The following is a 16,380-nucleotide window of genomic DNA, read 5'->3' on the forward strand; positions in this document are numbered from 1 at the left end:
GCCAGCGGAACCCGCCGTAGCCCTCGTAAGGCTGCGGCGGGTTCTTGCTTTACCGTCCCATGCGGGCGGGCGAGACCTCCAAGAACAAGAAAGGACGGAGCCGGCGATGGTTGCCATCAGCGCACCGACCCCACCCGCCCCGCCGCGCGCCAAGGGCCGCGCCGCCCGCTGGGCCAAGATCCTCGGCCGCGAGCTGACCACGGTCGCGATCACGATCTTCGGCCTGCTGCTGGTCACCTTCCTGATCGCGCGGGTCATGCCGATCGACCCCGTGCTCGCGGTGGTCGGCGATCGTGCTCCGGCCGATGTCTACGACAAGGCGCGCCTCGCGCTTGGCCTCGACAAGCCGTACTGGCAGCAATTCGCCACCTATATCGGCAAGGTCTTCACCGGCGATCTCGGCACCTCCGTGCTGACCGCGCAGAAGGTCACCGACGACATCAAGACGGTCTTCCCGGCGACACTGGAGCTGGCGACGCTCGGCACGCTGATCGGCGTCGCGCTCGGCGTCCCGCTCGGCATCCTCGCCGCCGTCAATCAGGGCCGCTGGATCGACCAGATCGCCCGCGTCATCGGCCTGATCGGCTATTCCATTCCGGTCTTCTGGCTCGGCCTGATGGGACTGCTGCTGTTCTACGCCAAGCTCGGCTGGGTCGCCGGGCCCGGCCGCCTCTCGGTCGCCTATCAGGACTTCGTCACGCCGGTGACTGGCCTCGTCATGCTCGACGCCGCCATGCAGGGCGAATGGGAGGCGGTGGTGGACGCCTTCTGGCACCTGATCCTGCCGGCCTCCGTGCTCGGCCTGCTCTCGGTCGCCTATATCAGCCGCATGACCCGCAGCTTCATGATCACCGAGCTGCAGCAGCAATATGTCGTGGCGGCGCGGGTGAAGGGGCTGTCCGAATGGCGCGTCGTCTGCGGCCACGCTCTGGGCAACGCCTTCGTGCCGCTCGTCACCGTGATCGCGCTCTCCTACATGCACCTGCTCGAAGGCTCGGTGCTGACCGAGACGATCTTCGCCTGGCCGGGCCTCGGCCGCTACATCACCCATGCGCTGCTCAATGCCGACATGAACGCCGTGCTCGGCGGCACGCTGGTGGTCGGCGCCGTCTTCATCGCGGTCAACCTGTTTTCCGACATCCTCGGCAGGCTGGCCGATCCGCGGGCGCGCTGAGAGGGATGGCCATGAGCGATCAGACCGCCACCTCACCCGTCACCTGGCACGCCTGGCTGACCACGACCTCGCCGGAATCGCGCCGGCAGGCCAAGCTCGGCCAGCTCTACCGGCAATGGCTCGCCTTCAGGAAGAACCCGGCCGCCGTGGCCGGCCTCGTCATCGTGCTGGCGCTGCTGCTGCTGGCCGCCTTCGCGCCGCTGATCGCGCCGCACGACCCGTTGGCGCAGGCCCTCGACCAGCGCCTGCTGGCGCCCTCCGCCAAGCATCTGTTCGGCACCGACGCGCTCGGCCGCGACATCTTCAGCCGCATCGTCTACGGCACCCGCGTCACGCTGGTGATCGTCATGCTCGTCGTGATTACAGTCGGGCCGCTCGGCCTCTTGATCGGCTGCGCCGCCGGCTATTTCGGCGGCTGGGTCGACACCGTGCTGATGCGCATCACCGACGTCTTCCTTGCCTTCCCACGCCTGGTGCTGGCGCTCGCCTTCGTCGCGGCGCTGGGGCCGGGGCTGGAGAACGCGGTCATCGCCATCGCCTTCACCGCCTGGCCTCCTTACGCCCGCGTCGCCCGCGCCGAGACGATGATCATCCGCAATGCCGACTACATCTCGGCGATGCGCCTGCAGGGCGCCAGCCAGATGCGGATCGTGCTGAAGCATGTCGTGCCGATGTGCGTGCCCTCGCTGATCGTGCGCACCACCTACGACATGGCCGGCATCATCATCATCGCCGCCGGCCTCGGCTTCCTCGGCCTCGGCGCCCAGCCGCCGATCCCGGAATGGGGCGCGATGATCTCGACCGGCCGCGAGCAGATCTTCGACCAGTGGTGGGTCGCGACCTTCCCCGGCATCGCCATCTGCGTCGTCGCGCTCGGCTTCAACCTGCTCGGCGACGGGCTGCGCGATGTGCTGGATGCGAGGTGAGCGGCAAGATGAACGCAACCTCTGAACAAGCCCTGCTGACGCTCGACGACCTGCGCGTCGACTTCCACACCCCGACGGGCATCGTCAACGCCGTGCGCGGCCTGTCGTTCACCCTTGGTCGCGAGAGGCTCGGCATCGTCGGCGAATCCGGCTCTGGCAAGTCGATGACTGGCCGGGCCATCCTCGACCTGATCCCGCATCCCGGCGTGGTCACGGCCAAGCGCATGGAGTTCCGCGGCAAGGACCTCACGACCATGGACAAGGCGAGCCGCCGCAAACTGCGCGGCCGCCACATCTCCATGGTGATGCAGGATCCGAAGTTCTCGCTGAACCCGGTCCAGACCGTCGGCGACCAGATCGCCGAGGCCTATCGCGTCCACCACAAGGCGAGTGCGCGCGAGGCCAAGGAGCGCAGCCTCTCGATGCTGGAGGCTGTTCAGATCCGCGAGCCCGGCCGCGTGTACGATCTCTATCCGCATGAGGTTTCGGGCGGCATGGGCCAGCGCGTGATGATCGCGATGATGCTGATCGCCGAGCCGGAAATCCTGATCGCGGACGAGCCGACCTCGGCGCTCGACGTCACCGTGCAATTGCAGGTGCTGAAGATCCTCGACGATCTCGTGACCAGCCGCGGCATGGGGCTGATCTTCATCAGCCACGACCTGCATCTGGTGAAGTCGTTCTGCGACCGCGTGATCGTCATGTATGGCGGCAAGGCGATGGAGACGCTGCCGGCCGGCGAGCTCGACCGGGCCCAGCATCCCTATACCCGCGGCCTGCTCGGCTGCCTGCCCGATCTCGACCATCCACGCGAGACGCTCGCCACCCTCAACCGCGACCCGGCATGGCTGGCATGAGCACGAACTCAGCGATAAACGTCGACAAGCTCAACGTCTCCTTCGGCGACTCGCATGTCGTGAAGGACCTCTCCTTTGCGGTCGAGCCGGGCGAGAGCTACGGCATCGTCGGTGAATCCGGCTCGGGCAAGTCGACCGTGCTGCGCGTCCTCGCCGGCCTCAACCGCGATTGGAGCGGCGAGGTCGACATCCTCGGCAAGCGCCAGCCCAAGGTCCGCGACAAGGCCTTCTACCGGGCCGTCCAGATGGTCTTCCAGGACCCTTACGGCTCGCTGCACCCGAAGAAGACCGTCGACGACACACTGGCCGAGCCGCTCGCCATACACGGCATCCGCGATGCCGAGGCCAAGATCAGCCGAGCCATGCAGGATGTCGGCCTGCCGACCTCCTTCCGCTTCCGCTATCCGCACCAGCTCTCCGGCGGCCAGCGCCAGCGCGTCGCCATCGCCCGCGCCCTCGTGCTGGAGCCGACGATCCTGCTGTTGGACGAGCCGACCTCGGCGCTCGACGTATCCATTCAGGCCGAGGTGCTGAACCTGCTGCAGGCGCTGCGCCATGAGCGCAAGCTGACCTATATCCTGGTCAGCCACGACCTCGCCGTCGTCGGCCATATGTGCGAGCGGCTGCTGGTCATGCAGTTCGGCCGCGGTGTCGAGGAGATGACGGCGCAAACGCTCGCCGCCCGCGCGCCGCAGACGGCCTACGCCCAGCAATTGCTGACGGCGAGTGAGGGTTTTCGGCGGGCGGGATAGGGCCCGTCATTGCGACGGACACTTGCGCTGCCCCCTCCCAACCCTCCCCCGTGCCGGGAGAGGGCTCCCGCGCCTCATTTCGCGGCGCCGATGCCGCGGCATGCGCCTCTCTCTCTCTCGGAACGGGGGAGAGAGGGAGAGGGGGCTTTCGTTACACTCGGCCCAAGAATGACGGCATAGCGGCCCTGCCACGCAAACCGTTTGGCAAGCTGCGCCCTTGGTCGCATTGTCGTCGCAGGAGTCGGCTCGACTGGGCCGATCAGGAGTATGCCGCCATGGACGCCATCGCTGAACGCCTGCTGAAGCCGGAGGCTGCGCCGGAGCGCACGCCGGTCCCGCCCTTCGATCTGGTGATCTTCGGCGCCGGTGGCGACCTTGCTTTGCGCAAGCTCTTCCCGGCGCTGGCCCAGCGCAATGAGGAGGGTGTGCTGCCGGAGGAGAGCCGGATCATCGGCATCGTCCGCAAGCAGGAGGATGTCGAGGGCATCCCCAACCAGATCGCCGACAAGCTCGCCGCCGCCGGCTTGTTGCAGGACCGCATCGCCGCCTTCCGCCGCCGCCTGACCATGGTGCTGCTCGATGCGGTGAAGCCCGAGACCTATGGCGCGCTGAAGGACGCGCTTGGCGATTCCCAGCGCGTGCGCTCCTTCTATCTCTCCACGCCACCGGACCTGTTCATCCCGATCTGCGAGAACCTCGCCAGCTCCGGCATCCTGACGCCGACCTCGCGCGTCATCCTGGAGAAGCCGCTCGGCCGCGATCTCGCCTCGGCGCGCGAGATCAACGACGCTGTCGCGCGCATCCTGCCGGAGAGCCGCACCTACCGGATCGACCATTATCTCGGCAAGGAGACGGTGCAGAACCTGCTCGTCCTGCGCTTCGCCAACACGCTGTTCGAGCGCTCCTGGTCGAGCCGCGACATCGACAATGTCCAGATCACCGTCGCGGAGACGGTCGGCCTGGAATCCCGCGCCGGCTATTACGACAAGGCCGGTCATCTGCGCGATATGGTGCAGAACCATGTATTGCAGCTGCTCTGCCTGTTCGCGATCGAGCCGCCGAACCAGCTCGAGGCCGATGCGGTCCGCGACGAGAAGGTCAGGGTGCTGAAGGCCCTGCGGCCGATCGTCGGCCCCGACGTACAGCGCCACACCGTGCGCGGCCAGTACGGGCCGGGCGTCATCGATGGCCAGCGAGTCAAGGGCTATGCCGAGGAACTCGGCCATGTCAGCGGTACCGAGACCTTCGTCGCGATCCGCTGCGAACTCGACACCTGGCGCTGGGCCGGCGTGCCGATCTATCTGCGCACCGGCAAGCGCATGGCGCAGCGCTATTCCGAGATCGCCGTCACCTTCAAGCCGGTGCCGCATTCGATCTTCGGCCGTGCGCCGGGCTGCGAGGAGCTCTACGCCAACCGCCTGGTCATCCGGCTCCAGCCCAATGACGGCGTCCAGCTCCAGTTGATGATGAAAGTGCCCGGTTCCGGCAAGCTCAAGGTCGTGCCGCGCCAGCTCGACCTGCGCTACGAGACGGCCTTCGACGTGCGCACGCCCGACGCCTATGAGCGCCTGCTCACCGATGTGATCCGCGGCGACCAGACCCTGTTCATGCGGCGCGACGAGGTCGAGCAGGCCTGGACCTGGGTCGATCCGATCCTGGCCGGCTGGCAGGAATACTATCCCCAGCCGCATCGCTACGCCGCCGGCTCCTGGGGCCCGTCGCAATCGATCGGCCTGATCGAGCGCGATGGCCGCTCCTGGGCCGATCCGGAGTTCAGCGAGTGAGCGCTGCCGGTCCGCTGATCCGCCACCGCTTCGAGACGCTGGCCGACGCCTCCGAGGCGTTGGCCGAAGCGGTCGCGGTTCGGTTGCGCACGCTTGTCGCGGCACAGGGCAGGGCGCTTCTCGCCGTACCCGGCGGTACTACGCCGGCGCGCTTCCTCGCGGCACTTGGCGCGCGTGACCTGCCTTGGGAGAGCATCACGCTGATGCCGACCGACGAGCGTTTCGTCGCGCCGGGCGATCCGGCGTCGAACGAGCGCATGATCCGGGCGGCCTTCGCGCCGCTGCGCGACGGGCGCACCCCCTTTGTCTCCTTCCACAATGCCGGCGACGATCTTTCCGCGGCTGCGGCGAGCCTCGACCGTGTCCTGAAGGGCCTGCCGCAACTCGATATCGTCGTCAGCGGCATGGGCGCGGACGGACATATCGCCTCGCTCTTTCCCGGCCAGACAGCGGCGCTGACTGCGCCGGCCTCCGTGCATGCGCTCGCCGCGACGCCGGCCGACCTGCCGCCGCGGCTCTCATTATCGCCGGCTCGGCTGCAGGGCGCCGGCCATGTCGCTCTGCTGATCTCGGGGCAGGAAAAAGACGAGGTGCTGGCCTCGGCGGTCGAATTGCCGGCGGCCTTCCCGGTCGGCCTGCTGCTCTCGCGCCCGCAGGGGCTCGACGTCTACTGGGCCAAGGCGTAAGCGAGGCGCGAAAGGAATTCTGCCGATGTCGATCGCTCCCGAAATCGCCCGCCTCAAGGCCTGCGCCGTCGTCCCCGTCGTCGTCATCGACGAGGCCGAGATCGCCGTGCCGCTCGCGGAAGCCCTGCTCGCCGGCGGCATCGACGTGATCGAGATCACCTTGCGCCGCCCGGCTGCGATGGCGGCGCTCGAAATCGTGGCGAAGAAGGTGCCGGGCATCCTGCCGGTTGCCGGCACGGTGGTGACGCCGGCACAGGCGGCCGAGGTCCATAATGCCGGCGCGCAGGCCGTGGTCAGCCCCGGCTTCACCGAGGCGGTCGACGAGGCCATGCGCAAGACCGGGCTGCCCTGGCTGCCCGGCGTCGCGACGGCATCCGAGTGCATGCGCGCGGTCACGGCGGGACGCCTGACCTGCAAGTTCTTCCCGGCCGAGCAGGCCGGCGGCGTTGCCGGCCTCAAGGCGCTCTCGGGCCCGTTCCCGCAGATGCAGTTCTGCCCGACCGGCGGTGTCTCGCTCGCCAATCTCGGCAATTACCTGGCGTTGCCGCAGGTGATCTGCGTCGGCGGCTCCTGGCTCGTGCCGGCCGATGCGGTGAAGAATCGCGACTGGGCGCAGGTGACGAAGCTCTCGCGGGAAGCGCGCGAGAAGGTCGCCGAGCTGCGCGGCTAGTCTTCGCTCCGCACTGCGCTCCAGGCCAGCTCCTGCGCATAGGTGCGGATGTCGGCGGGCCAGCCCGCCGCCTGCCGGAAGAAGCCGATCTCGTCATTGGCGAAGAGCGCGCGCGTCGCCTCCTCGAAGCCAGGCAGATTGCCGGCGAGCGCGTTCATGAAGCGATAGGCCGTCTCGCGGGCGATACGCCCTTGCGTCTCGCCGCGATCGCCGCGCCTGGCTTCGTCGATCAGGCGCCGCAAGGCTTGCGAGGCGCCGCCCGGCTGTGCCGACAGCCAGTCCCAATGCCGTGGCAGCAAGGTCACCTCGCGCGCGACCACGCCGAGCTTCGGCCGCCCGCGCCCGCGCGGCTCGTCCCCCAGCCTCGCTACGATCTCCGCTGGCGTGCCGCGCAGGTCGAGATCGATCACCCGCCCGCTCGCATCGTCGAAGGTCAGCAGCACCGCGTCGGGGCGCTCGGTCAGGCGTCGCTGCACGGCCAGCGCAACCTCGGCCAGGCGGCCGCGGGCGAGGATGGTGTTGCCGTCGAAGGCGGTGGAAAGGCGGTCGGCATCGGACATGGTCGGTTCCCACATGACGCGTTTAAATACCCGGATAAAAATACTTGAGTCAATATTGCCCGGGTGATATTTGCGGCAGCCTGACCGAAAGGAGGGCGCGATGCGTCACGAGGACAGGAAGGTCGCCGTCGCGGCCTATAAGGAGCGCAAGATCGTGGCCGGCATCTATCTGGTGCGCTGCCTTGCGACCGGTGAGCGCTGGGCGGGGCAAGCACCGGATCTCTCGACAATACAGAACCGCATCTGGTTCACACTACGCCATGGCAGCCATCGCGGGCGGAGCTTGCAGGCCGCCTGGAACGCGCATGGCGAGGCCGCCTTCGCCTTCGAGGAGGTCGAGCGGCTCGACGAGAAGGCGCTGGAAGCCGGCCGCGAGCGCGTCATAAAGGCGCGGCTGGCGCATTGGTGCGCGGAATTGGGGGCGGAGGCGGTGTGAGAACCACGCTGTCATGCTCGCCTTGTGGCGAGCATTCACGTCTTGAACGCTGCCCTGCCCAAAAGAAGACGTGCATGGTCGGGACAAGCCCGACCATGACGGGGAGGGCGTCAGGCCGCCAGACGCTCCACCACCAGATCCGCGATCGCGAGCGAACTCGTCAGCCCGGGGCTCTCGATGCCGAGCAGGTTGACCAGCCCGGGCACGCCATGAACCGCCGGCCCGTCGATGCGGAAATCCGGCATCGGTTCGCTCGGCCCATGCAGCTTCGGCCGGATGCCGGCATAGTCGGCGACGAGCGCGTTGTCCGGCAAGGCAGGCCAATAGGTCCGGATCGCCGCGTAGAATTTCTCGGCGCGGGCAGGGTTGACGATCAGGTCCTGGTCGTCTCCGACCCATTCGACATCGGGGCCGAACTTGACGCGGCCGGCCATGTCGATGGTGGCGTGGATGCCGAGGCCCGCCGCTTCCGGCACGGGGTAGACCAGATGCGAGAACGGCTGCTTGCCCAGCAGCGAGAAGTAGTTGCCCTTGGCGAAGGACTGCTTCGGCACATGCGTGGCCGGGAAGCCGTCGAGCTTGCCGAGCAGGCGCGGCGCACCATGGCCGGCCGAGTTCACCACGGTATTTGCGGTATAGGTCGCCGGGTCCTCGCCGCCGAAATCGACGCTGAAGCCATCGGCCTCGCGCCGCCAGGCCAGGATCGGCGTGTTCAGGGCAAGCGAGCCGCCGGCAGCCTCGCATTCACCGAGTAGCGACAGCATCAGCGCATGGCTGTCGACAACGCCGGTCTCGGGCGAGAGCAGGGCGACCTCGCAGGTTACCTCCGGCTCCAGGGCCTTCGCCTGCGCGCCGTCGAGCCAGCGCAGCGAGGTGACGCCGGAGGCCTCGGCGCGCGCTGCGATCGTCTCCAGCGCCGGGCGCTGGCCGGCATGAGTTCCGACGATCAGCTTGCCGCAGGCCTTATGCGGCAGGCCGCGTTCGCCGAGATAGGCGTAGAGGAGCTTGCGCCCCTCGACGCAGACCCGGGCCTTCAGCGAGCCCGGCGGATAATAGATGCCGGCATGGATGACCTCGCTGTTGCGCGCCGAGGTCTGCGTGCCGATCCCGTCAGCGGCCTCCGCGATCACGACCTCGCGGCCGGCGAGCGCAAGCGTGCGCGCCGTCGCAAGGCCGACGACGCCGGCCCCGATCACCAGGCAATCGATGTCGCTCATGCTGCGCGCTGCGGCATCGCCATCTCGACCAGGCTCGTCCAGTAGGTCATGCCGACGGGAATCGCCTTGTCGTTGAACTCATAGGCGGGGTGGTGCAGCCCGGCGGACTCGCCATTGCCCATGAAGATATAGGCGCCGGGCCGCTCCTCCAGCATGAAGGAGAAGTCCTCCGAGCCCATGGTCGGCGGCACCGTCGTGTCGATCGCCTCCTTGCCGAAGACGCTCTTCGTCGCGCTGGTGACGAAGTCGGTCTGGCCGGCATGGTTGAAGGTGACGGGATAACCGCGCTCGTACTCGATCTCGAAGGTCAGGCCGAAGGCCTGGCAGGTGCCGGTGACGATCTCGCGGAAGCGCTTCTCGGCAAGGTCGCGCATCTCCGGCGAGAGCGAGCGCACCGTGCCCTTGATCACCGCATGCTGCGGGATGACGTTGAAGGCCTCGCCGGCCTGCAGCGCCGTCACCGAGACGACGACGGAATCGAGCGGATCGGCATTGCGCGAGGCGATGGTCTGCAGGGAGGTGACGATCTGGCAGGCCGAGACCAGCGGGTCGATCGTCTCGTTCGGCTTGGCGGCGTGGCCGCCGCGGCCCTCGAGCTTGACCAGGAAACGGTCGGCAGCGGCCATCATCGGCCCCTTGCGGATGGCGAACTGGCCGATCGGCAGGCCGGGCATGTTGTGCAGGCCGTATACCTCCTGCACGCCGAAACGCTCCATCAGCCCGTCCTTGCACATCTCGCGGCCGCCGCCGCCGCCTTCCTCTGCCGGCTGGAAGATCACGATCGCGGTGCCGTCGAAATCGCGGGTCTGCGCCAGGTACTTGGCGGCGCCGAGCAGCATGGCGGTGTGCCCGTCATGGCCGCAGGCGTGCATCTTGCCGGCCACGGTCGAGCGATGCTCGAGATTGGTCTCCTCATGGATCGGCAGCGCGTCCATGTCGGCACGCAGGCCGATGACCTTGCCGGAATCCTGGCCCTTGCCCTTGATCACGCCGACGACGCCGGTGCGCCCGATCCCGGTGACGACCTCGTCGACGCCCCATTCCTTCAGCTTGTCGGCGACGATGCCGGCGGTGCGCTGCACGTCGAAGAGCAGCTCGGGATGGCGGTGGAAGTCGCGGCGGATCGCGCTGATCTCGGGTTCGATCGCGGCGATGAGATCGGATTTGGGCATGGTGTCCTCGACGGGTGGCGGCTCTGCACGAAGGAGTTGGCAGAAAACGGGTTGCCAGAGGCGCAAGCTAGCCCGGAGCGATGCATCCTGTCCAAGCCGATTGCGGCATGAGGGGTGGGAGGTTGGCGAATGCGTCGTGGCCGGCTGTCCACATCGCGGTGAAAGGGTTAAGAGCGGCGGAGCCGAAGCCTGCCGCTTCGGATGATTCCGAGCTTGCGAGTGCTGCGATGTCCGAGGCGAACACGATCCGCGACGTGACGATCCCGGAGCTGCCGAACCATTACCGTGGCAAGGTCCGCGAGAATTACGACCTGCCGGACGGGCGCCGGATCATCATCGCCACCGACAGGCTCAGTGCCTTCGACCGCGCCATCGCCTGCATCCCGTACAAGGGGCAGGTGCTGACGCAGACGGCGCGCTTCTGCTTCGAGCAGACCGCGGACATCTGCCCCAACCATGTCCTCGACTATCCCGATCCCAACGTCGTGGTCGGGCAGCGGCTCGACATCCTCCCCGTGGAGATCGTGGTGCGCGGCTATCTCGCCGGCACCACCGGCACCTCGATCCTGACCATGTACAAGCAGGGCCAGCGGGACATGTACGGCGCCCGCTTTCCGGACGGCCTGCGCGACAACGAGGCGCTGCCGCAGGCGATCATCACGCCGACCAGCAAGGCCTTCGACGGCGGTCATGACGAGCCGCTCTCGCCGGCGCAGATCCTGGAGCAGGGCCTGCTGACCAAGGCGCAGTGGGAGACGCTGTCGGGCTATGCGCTGAAGCTGTTCGCCCGCGGCCAGAAGATTGCGGCCGAGCGCGGCCTCATCCTCGCCGACACCAAATACGAGTTCGGCACCGATCCCGAGGGCAGGATCATCCTTGCCGACGAGATCCATACCCCTGATTCCAGCCGCTACTGGTTCGCCGGCAGCTATCCCGAGCGCTTCGCAAAGGGGGAGAAGCCCGAGAGCTTCGACAAGGACTTCGTGCGCAACTGGGTCGCGGCCCGCTGCGACCCCTATAACGAGCCGATCCCCGCGATCCCGGACGAGCTGATCGAGCAGACCTCGCAGGTCTATATCAGGGCCTTCGAGACGATCACCGGCAGGGCGTTCGAACGGCCGGCGGCCGATGTGTCGCCGCTGGAGCGGATCAGGCGGAATCTGGCGCGCTATTTCTGAGGCGGGTTCCGGCTCGACTGCCCTGAGCCGGCGCCACGGAACAGCCGCAGTGCGCGCGCGTTAATGGTTGACCGCCCTTGCTGCCGAGGAGGCCGCCATGCGCCGCCTGATCGTTCTTGCCGCTTCGCTCGTTCCCCTGCTCGCCTTCTCAGTCAACGACGTCTCGGCGCAGGCCTTGAGCGGCGGTGCCTTTCCAGGCGGCGGCCCCCGCGTGGGGGGCGCCCTCAGCGGCGGAGGCCGGGCCTTGTCCGGCGGCGGCTTCGGCGGCGGCCATCGTCCCAGTCTGGGAGGCGCAGGTTATGGCTATCGCGGAGGTTACTCCCGCGGCGGCGGAGGCTGGGGCTATCGCCCTAACCGCTGGTATGGCGGCGGCTATTACGGGCGGCGGGGCTATTATGGCGGCGGCTGGGGATGGGGCGCCGGGGGCCTAGCGGCGGGCGCCATTCTCGGCAGCGCTGCAGCCTATCCCTATTACTATGGCGCGCCCTATTACGACGAGCCGGCCTACTATTATTACCGCCGGCCCTATTACGCCGCTCCGGTGTCGTCAGGCATTGGCGACTATTGCCGTACGCCGGTCCGCACCTGCCAGTTGATCAACCCGGCTGATCTTGGTGCGAGCTGCTCGTGCCGGGTCGCGGGCGGACGGGCTCGCGGCAGTGTCGTGCCCTAGGACCTGCACGCGAAACGGGCGCGCGCCGATGGCTGGCGCGCTGTTCGCTTGCCTCAGACCCCGAACTCCTGGCGCCAGCGCTCGATGTCTTCGAGCGCGACGTTCGAGCCGCACAGCACCAGCGCGACACGCTCGCCCGGCTTGAACTGGTCCTTGCGCGTCAGCGCGGCCGCGATCGTGCAGGACGCCGCCGGCTCGAGCAGGACGCGTCCGTTCTGCAGCACCCAGACCAGCTCTCGCACCGCCTCGGCGTCGGGCACCACCACGATCTCCTCGAGGAACTGGCGCGCCGCCGCCATCGTCCGTTCGGTCGCGAAGGGCGCGCCGAGCGTGCGCGCGATCGAGGTCGGGCGGATCGGGATCGGCTTTCCGGCTTCGAGCGCCTGCGTCATCGTCGTCGCGCCTTCGGTCTCGACGCCGTGGATGCGCACGGCCGGATCGAGCCCCTTCAGCGCTGCGCCGACGCCAGCCGAGAAGCCGCCGCCACCGATCGAGATGAAGACATGGTCGATCCGCCCGCCGGCATCGGCCGCGAGTTCGAGGCCGACCGTGCCATGGCCGGCGATGATCGCCGGGTCGTCATAGGAATGGACATGGGTCATGCCCTTGCCCTCGTATTCCTCTGCCTTGGAGAAGGCGGCGAGGGCATCCTCGCAGAGCTCGACCTCGCCGCCGGCTTCCTGCGTCAGGCGGATGTTGAGCGGGGCGACGTTCTTCGGCATCAGCACCAGCGCCCTGATGCCGAGCATGCTGGCGACCAGCGAGACGGCGATGGCGTGGTTGCCGCCGGAGACGGTGACGACGCCGCGCGCCCTCTCGGCCTCCGACAGGCCGAGCAGCTTGTTGTAGCAGCCGCGCACCTTGAACGAGCCGGCGAGTTGCAGGCTTTCGACCTTGACCACGGTCTCGACGCCGAGCCGGGCCGAGAGGCCGGCGCTCATGAAGGTCGGCGTGCGCCGGACCTTGCCGGCGATGCGGGTGGCGGCGGCCTGGATGTCGGCGAGGGTGACGTCGAAGGACATGGCGGACTCACGGGGACAATCGGTTGGCCGGCACAACAGCGCGTCGGGTGCAGCCCGGTCAAGCGCCGAGAAGCGATTGACGACAGGCAATGCCAGCGTAGCCTGCGGCACGGTTCGTGCCTGTCGGCCAGTTCATTGGAGATTTCTACCCGTGCGTTATTCCCCCAAGGAAATGCTGGCCAAGCTGGTGTCGTTCAACACCGAGTCCTGGCGCAGCAATCTCGATCTGATCCATTTCTGCCGCGACTATCTCGCCGCCCATGGTGTCGCGAGCACGATCGTGCCGAGCCCGGACGGGGAGAAGGCCAATCTCTATGCCACCGTCGGCCCGCAGGTCGCAGGCGGCGTCGTCCTCTCCGGCCATACCGACGTCGTGCCGGTCGAGGGCCAGGACTGGAGCTCCGACCCGTGGACGCTGACCGAGCGCGACGGCAAGCTCTATGGCCGTGGCTCCTGCGACATGAAGGGCTTCGACGCGATCGCGCTGGCGCTGGTGCCGGAGATGCTGGAGGCGGGCCTGAAGCGGCCCTTCCACATCGCGCTCTCCTATGACGAGGAGGTCGGCTGCATCGGCGCCGCGATCATGATCGACGCCATGGCCGAGGCCGGCTTGAAGCCCTCGGCGGTGATCGTCGGCGAGCCCTCGATGATGCAGGTCGTCACCGGCCACAAGGGCGGCACGCGCATGAAGACGACGGTGCGCGGCCACGCCGTGCATTCGAGCCGCGTCGATATCGGCGTCCCCGCCGTGATGGTCGCCGGCAAGCTGATCGCCTGGCACGACGACGTCATGCAGGAAAACAAGGCGAGGGTGCAGCCCGGCATTCCCTTCGAGCCGCCCTATTCGACGCTGCATGTCGGCGTCGTCGCTGGCGGCACTGCGGTCAACATCACCGCCGAACATGCCAGCTTCAGCCATGAGGTCCGCGTCATGCCGGGCGACAATACCGACTATGTCGCGCGCTACCGGGCGAAGATCGCCGAGCTGGAGGTGCCGATGAAGACGATCGCGCCTGAAACCGGCATCACCATGGAGATCACCTCCCAGACCCCGCCGCTCGCGCCGGAGAAGGAAGGCATGGCCGAGACGCTGGCGCGCCGAATCACCGGCGATAACGCCAGCCATGTCGTCGCCTACGGTACCGAGGGTGGCCTGTTCCAGGCGGCCGGCTGGTCGACGGTGGTCTGCGGACCCGGCGATATCGCCCAGGCGCACCAGCCGGACGAGTTCCTCACGGTGGCCCAGCTCGACGCCGGCACTGCCTTCGTCCGTGCGCTGATCACGGAGCTGGCCCGCTGAGCGTGCAGGGCGAGGATGCTTCATTGCGGGCTTTCATCTCGCCCTTCGCAGCTTCGTGCGTTGCATTAGTTGGATTCGCAACAAAGTTCGATCTGGAACGAAGTCGATCGACCGCACTGGACGCGGGCTTCGAACCGTCATTAATCTGCCGCCTTCGTCGGTCTGCCGCCAAAATAGGCGCGCGGCCGGCACCGCTCCTGGGGAGGAGTGGTTTCTAACCAACGGGAGCAGTCTCACATGTCGTTCAAGACCCATTGCCTGGCAGCCGTTGCCGCCCTGGCCTTGATGTGCGGGGCTGTGCAAGCCCAGACCTTGCGCTACGCCAACCAGGGCGAGCTGAAGTCGCTCGACCCCTATACCGTCAACGAGACCACAACCAACGCCCATCTCGGCCACCCCTATGAGGGCCTGACGGCACGCGGCAAGGATCTCAAGATCGAGCCGGCCCTCGCCGAGAAGTGGGAGATTTCCGCCGACGGCCTGAAATGGCGCTTCTTCCTGCGCAAGGGCGTCAAGTTCCATGACGGCTCGGATTTCACCGCCGATGACGTGATCTTCTCGGCCGATCGCGTCCGCGCCCAGGGCTCGAACTTCACCACCCGCATCCCGACCAGCGCCAAGTTCGTCAAGGTCGACGACTTTACGGTCGACGTGATCCTCACCACGCCGAACCCGATCCTGAACGCGCAGTGGGACACCTGGTACATCATGTCGAAGAAGTGGGCGGAGGCGAACAACGCCGTCGCCCCGACGCCTGCGGCCGCGACCACGCCGAGCCATGCCTCGCTCAACGCCAATGGTACCGGCCCCTACAAGATCGAGAGCCATCAGCCGGGCGTGAAGACCGTCTTCAAGCTCAACGAGAACTACTGGAAGAAGATCGACGGCAACATCAAGGAGATCATCTTCACCCCGATCTCCTCGGACGCGACCCGCGTCGCCGCGCTGCTCTCCGGCGAGGTCGACGTGATCGAGCCGGTTCCGATCCAGGACATCCAGCGTGTCAACGCTTCCGGCAATGCCCAGGTCCTGACCGGGCCCGAGCTGCGCACCATCTTCCTCGGCTTCGACCAGACCCGCGACGAGCTGCTGGAATCCAGCGTCAAGGGCAAGAACCCCTTCAAGGACGTAAGGGTCCGCCAGGCCTTCTACCAGGCGATCGACATCGAGACGATCAAGAGCCGCGTCATGCGTGGGCTCTCGACGCCCTCGCCGCTGATGATCGCGCCTGAGCTGTTCTCGACCGCCGGCTTCACCCGCGCCAAGTTCGACACCGAGGCCGCCAAGAAGCTGCTCGCCGAGGCCGGCTATCCGAACGGCTTCGAGCTCGGCATGGACTGCCCGAACGATCGCTACGTCAATGACGGCCAGATCTGCCAGGCCGTGGTCGGCATGCTCGCCCGCATCGGCGTCAAGGTGAACCTCAACGCCCAGCCCAAGGCGCAGTATTTCGCCAAGGTGCTGAAGCCGGGCGGCTACAAGACCTCGTTCTATCTGCTCGGCTGGACCCCCGGCACCTTCGACAGCCACAATGTCCTCTATGACATTCTCGGCTGCCGTGACGTCGCCGGCTCCTCGCGCGGCGAGTCGAACCTCGGCAACTACTGTAACAAGAAGGTCGACGAACTGACCGACAAGATCCTGGTCGAGTCCGATACCGCCAAGCGCAACGCCATGATCGGCGAGGCCTACAAGATCACCGTCGACGAGTTCTCCTACATTCCGCTGCATCAGCAGGCTTTGGCCTGGGGTGTGTCGAAGAAGGTGAAGCTCGCCCAGCGCGCCGACAATTCGGTGCTGCTCTACTACGCCACCAAGGAGCAGTGAGGGCCCGCGCGCGCCGAGCATCGCTCGGCGCGTAGCCTCTCCAGCTTCGCAGGACAGCGCCGTCGTTCCGGACAAGCCGTGTCAGCGGCGCGGCTCCGGAGTCCATCGTAAGGCTCCGCGCTCTACGAGGGATTCCGGCATTCCGC

Annotated in this window: 16 protein-coding genes; 12 read left to right on the top strand and 4 right to left on the bottom strand. The window is 67.4% G+C overall.

Translation table 11 applies throughout. The features are described 5' to 3' along the window. Positions 1-106: 106 nt before the first annotated feature. The 7 genes from VGV58_RS06275 (at position 107) to eda (ending at position 6,849) form a co-directional block, all read left to right on the top strand. The gene (locus VGV58_RS06275; protein ID WP_326873114.1) at positions 107-1,174 is read left to right on the top strand and encodes an ABC transporter permease; all 1,068 of its coding nucleotides are present in this window, start codon (positions 107-109) and stop codon (positions 1,172-1,174) included. Positions 1,175-1,185: 11 nt separating this feature from the next. Next, entirely contained in the window at positions 1,186-2,100 is a 915-nt protein-coding gene (nikC, locus tag VGV58_RS06280; protein WP_326873115.1) for a nickel transporter permease, read from the top strand. 8 nt (positions 2,101-2,108) lie between these two features. Next, positions 2,109-2,957: an ABC transporter ATP-binding protein gene (locus VGV58_RS06285; RefSeq protein WP_326873116.1), complete on the top strand. Its 849-nt coding sequence runs from the start codon at positions 2,109-2,111 to the stop codon at positions 2,955-2,957. Continuing rightward, a complete protein-coding gene (locus tag VGV58_RS06290) occupies positions 2,954-3,709 on the top strand; it encodes an ABC transporter ATP-binding protein (protein ID WP_326873117.1) in 756 nt (251 codons plus the stop codon). Before VGV58_RS06285 ends, VGV58_RS06290 begins: the two co-directional genes overlap by 4 nt. A gap of 275 nt (positions 3,710-3,984) precedes the next feature. Then, positions 3,985-5,493 (top strand): glucose-6-phosphate dehydrogenase, encoded by a 1,509-nt coding sequence (gene zwf / locus VGV58_RS06295; protein WP_326873118.1) that lies wholly within the window; start codon positions 3,985-3,987, stop codon positions 5,491-5,493. Next, positions 5,490-6,179 carry a 6-phosphogluconolactonase gene (pgl, locus tag VGV58_RS06300; protein WP_326873119.1) on the top strand — a complete coding sequence of 230 codons (690 nt, stop codon included), beginning with the start codon at positions 5,490-5,492 and terminating at the stop codon, positions 6,177-6,179. Before zwf ends, pgl begins: the two co-directional genes overlap by 4 nt. A 25-nt stretch (positions 6,180-6,204) precedes the next feature. After that, entirely contained in the window at positions 6,205-6,849 is a 645-nt protein-coding gene (gene eda / locus VGV58_RS06305) for a bifunctional 4-hydroxy-2-oxoglutarate aldolase/2-dehydro-3-deoxy-phosphogluconate aldolase (protein ID WP_326873120.1), read from the top strand. On the opposite strand, the gene VGV58_RS06310 is transcribed toward eda, so the two are convergent. Beyond that, a complete protein-coding gene (locus tag VGV58_RS06310) occupies positions 6,846-7,409 on the bottom strand; it encodes a DUF2239 family protein (protein ID WP_326873121.1) in 564 nt (187 codons plus the stop codon). The two genes, eda and VGV58_RS06310, sit on opposite strands and share 4 nt — an antisense overlap. Positions 7,410-7,509: 100 nt before the next feature. Between VGV58_RS06310 and VGV58_RS06315 the strand changes: the two genes are divergently transcribed. Continuing rightward, the gene (locus tag VGV58_RS06315; RefSeq protein ID WP_326873122.1) at positions 7,510-7,845 is read left to right on the top strand and encodes a GIY-YIG nuclease family protein; all 336 of its coding nucleotides are present in this window, start codon (positions 7,510-7,512) and stop codon (positions 7,843-7,845) included. Between the two features lie 110 nt (positions 7,846-7,955). On the opposite strand, the gene VGV58_RS06320 is transcribed toward VGV58_RS06315, so the two are convergent. Then, a complete protein-coding gene (locus tag VGV58_RS06320; RefSeq protein ID WP_326873123.1) occupies positions 7,956-9,062 on the bottom strand; it encodes an NAD(P)/FAD-dependent oxidoreductase in 1,107 nt (368 codons plus the stop codon). After that, positions 9,059-10,234, bottom strand: coding sequence for a M20 aminoacylase family protein (locus VGV58_RS06325; RefSeq protein ID WP_326873124.1), 1,176 nt, complete (start codon positions 10,232-10,234; stop codon positions 9,059-9,061). The genes VGV58_RS06320 and VGV58_RS06325 overlap by 4 nt, the downstream gene beginning before the upstream one ends. 227 nt (positions 10,235-10,461) lie before the next feature. Between VGV58_RS06325 and VGV58_RS06330 the strand changes: the two genes are divergently transcribed. Both VGV58_RS06330 and VGV58_RS06335 read left to right on the top strand, forming a co-directional pair. Then, positions 10,462-11,412, top strand: coding sequence for a phosphoribosylaminoimidazolesuccinocarboxamide synthase (locus VGV58_RS06330; RefSeq protein ID WP_326873125.1), 951 nt, complete (start codon positions 10,462-10,464; stop codon positions 11,410-11,412). A gap of 97 nt (positions 11,413-11,509) precedes the next feature. Beyond that, positions 11,510-12,085 carry a hypothetical protein gene (locus VGV58_RS06335; protein WP_326873126.1) on the top strand — a complete coding sequence of 192 codons (576 nt, stop codon included), beginning with the start codon at positions 11,510-11,512 and terminating at the stop codon, positions 12,083-12,085. Positions 12,086-12,138: 53 nt separating this feature from the next. Here the strand turns inward: VGV58_RS06335 and VGV58_RS06340 are convergent, their stop codons facing one another. Continuing rightward, complete coding sequence (locus VGV58_RS06340; RefSeq protein WP_326873127.1) at positions 12,139-13,107, bottom strand: threonine ammonia-lyase; 969 nt, start codon at positions 13,105-13,107, stop codon at positions 12,139-12,141. A 151-nt stretch (positions 13,108-13,258) separates the two neighbouring features. On the opposite strand from VGV58_RS06340, the gene argE reads away from it, so the two are divergent. Both argE and VGV58_RS06350 read left to right on the top strand, forming a co-directional pair. Next, entirely contained in the window at positions 13,259-14,407 is a 1,149-nt protein-coding gene (gene argE / locus VGV58_RS06345; protein ID WP_326873128.1) for an acetylornithine deacetylase, read from the top strand. Positions 14,408-14,644: 237 nt separating this feature from the next. After that, the gene (locus tag VGV58_RS06350) at positions 14,645-16,234 is read left to right on the top strand and encodes an ABC transporter substrate-binding protein (RefSeq protein WP_414643877.1); all 1,590 of its coding nucleotides are present in this window, start codon (positions 14,645-14,647) and stop codon (positions 16,232-16,234) included. Positions 16,235-16,380 lie beyond the last annotated feature (146 nt).

Origin of the sequence: Allobosea sp. (assembly GCF_035944895.1) — a bacterium.
Lineage (GTDB): Bacteria > Pseudomonadota > Alphaproteobacteria > Rhizobiales > Beijerinckiaceae > Allobosea.

Excerpts from the sequence above, each read along its gene's own strand:
- VGV58_RS06290 (WP_326873117.1), top strand. The coding sequence starts at position 2,954 with ATGAGCACGAACTCAGCGATAAACGTCGACAAGCTCAACGTCTCCTTC.
- zwf (WP_326873118.1), top strand. The coding sequence starts at position 3,985 with ATGGACGCCATCGCTGAACGCCTGCTGAAGCCGGAGGCTGCGCCGGAG.
- VGV58_RS06275 (WP_326873114.1), top strand. The coding sequence starts at position 107 with ATGGTTGCCATCAGCGCACCGACCCCACCCGCCCCGCCGCGCGCCAAG.
- VGV58_RS06325 (WP_326873124.1), bottom strand. The coding sequence starts at position 10,234 with ATGCCCAAATCCGATCTCATCGCCGCGATCGAACCCGAGATCAGCGCG.
- VGV58_RS06310 (WP_326873121.1), bottom strand. The coding sequence starts at position 7,409 with ATGTCCGATGCCGACCGCCTTTCCACCGCCTTCGACGGCAACACCATC.
- VGV58_RS06320 (WP_326873123.1), bottom strand. The coding sequence starts at position 9,062 with ATGAGCGACATCGATTGCCTGGTGATCGGGGCCGGCGTCGTCGGCCTT.
- VGV58_RS06350 (WP_414643877.1), top strand. The coding sequence starts at position 14,645 with ATGTCGTTCAAGACCCATTGCCTGGCAGCCGTTGCCGCCCTGGCCTTG.
- nikC (WP_326873115.1), top strand. The coding sequence starts at position 1,186 with ATGAGCGATCAGACCGCCACCTCACCCGTCACCTGGCACGCCTGGCTG.
- eda (WP_326873120.1), top strand. The coding sequence starts at position 6,205 with ATGTCGATCGCTCCCGAAATCGCCCGCCTCAAGGCCTGCGCCGTCGTC.
- VGV58_RS06315 (WP_326873122.1), top strand. The coding sequence starts at position 7,510 with ATGCGTCACGAGGACAGGAAGGTCGCCGTCGCGGCCTATAAGGAGCGC.
- VGV58_RS06285 (WP_326873116.1), top strand. The coding sequence starts at position 2,109 with ATGAACGCAACCTCTGAACAAGCCCTGCTGACGCTCGACGACCTGCGC.
- VGV58_RS06340 (WP_326873127.1), bottom strand. The coding sequence starts at position 13,107 with ATGTCCTTCGACGTCACCCTCGCCGACATCCAGGCCGCCGCCACCCGC.
- VGV58_RS06330 (WP_326873125.1), top strand. The coding sequence starts at position 10,462 with ATGTCCGAGGCGAACACGATCCGCGACGTGACGATCCCGGAGCTGCCG.
- VGV58_RS06335 (WP_326873126.1), top strand. The coding sequence starts at position 11,510 with ATGCGCCGCCTGATCGTTCTTGCCGCTTCGCTCGTTCCCCTGCTCGCC.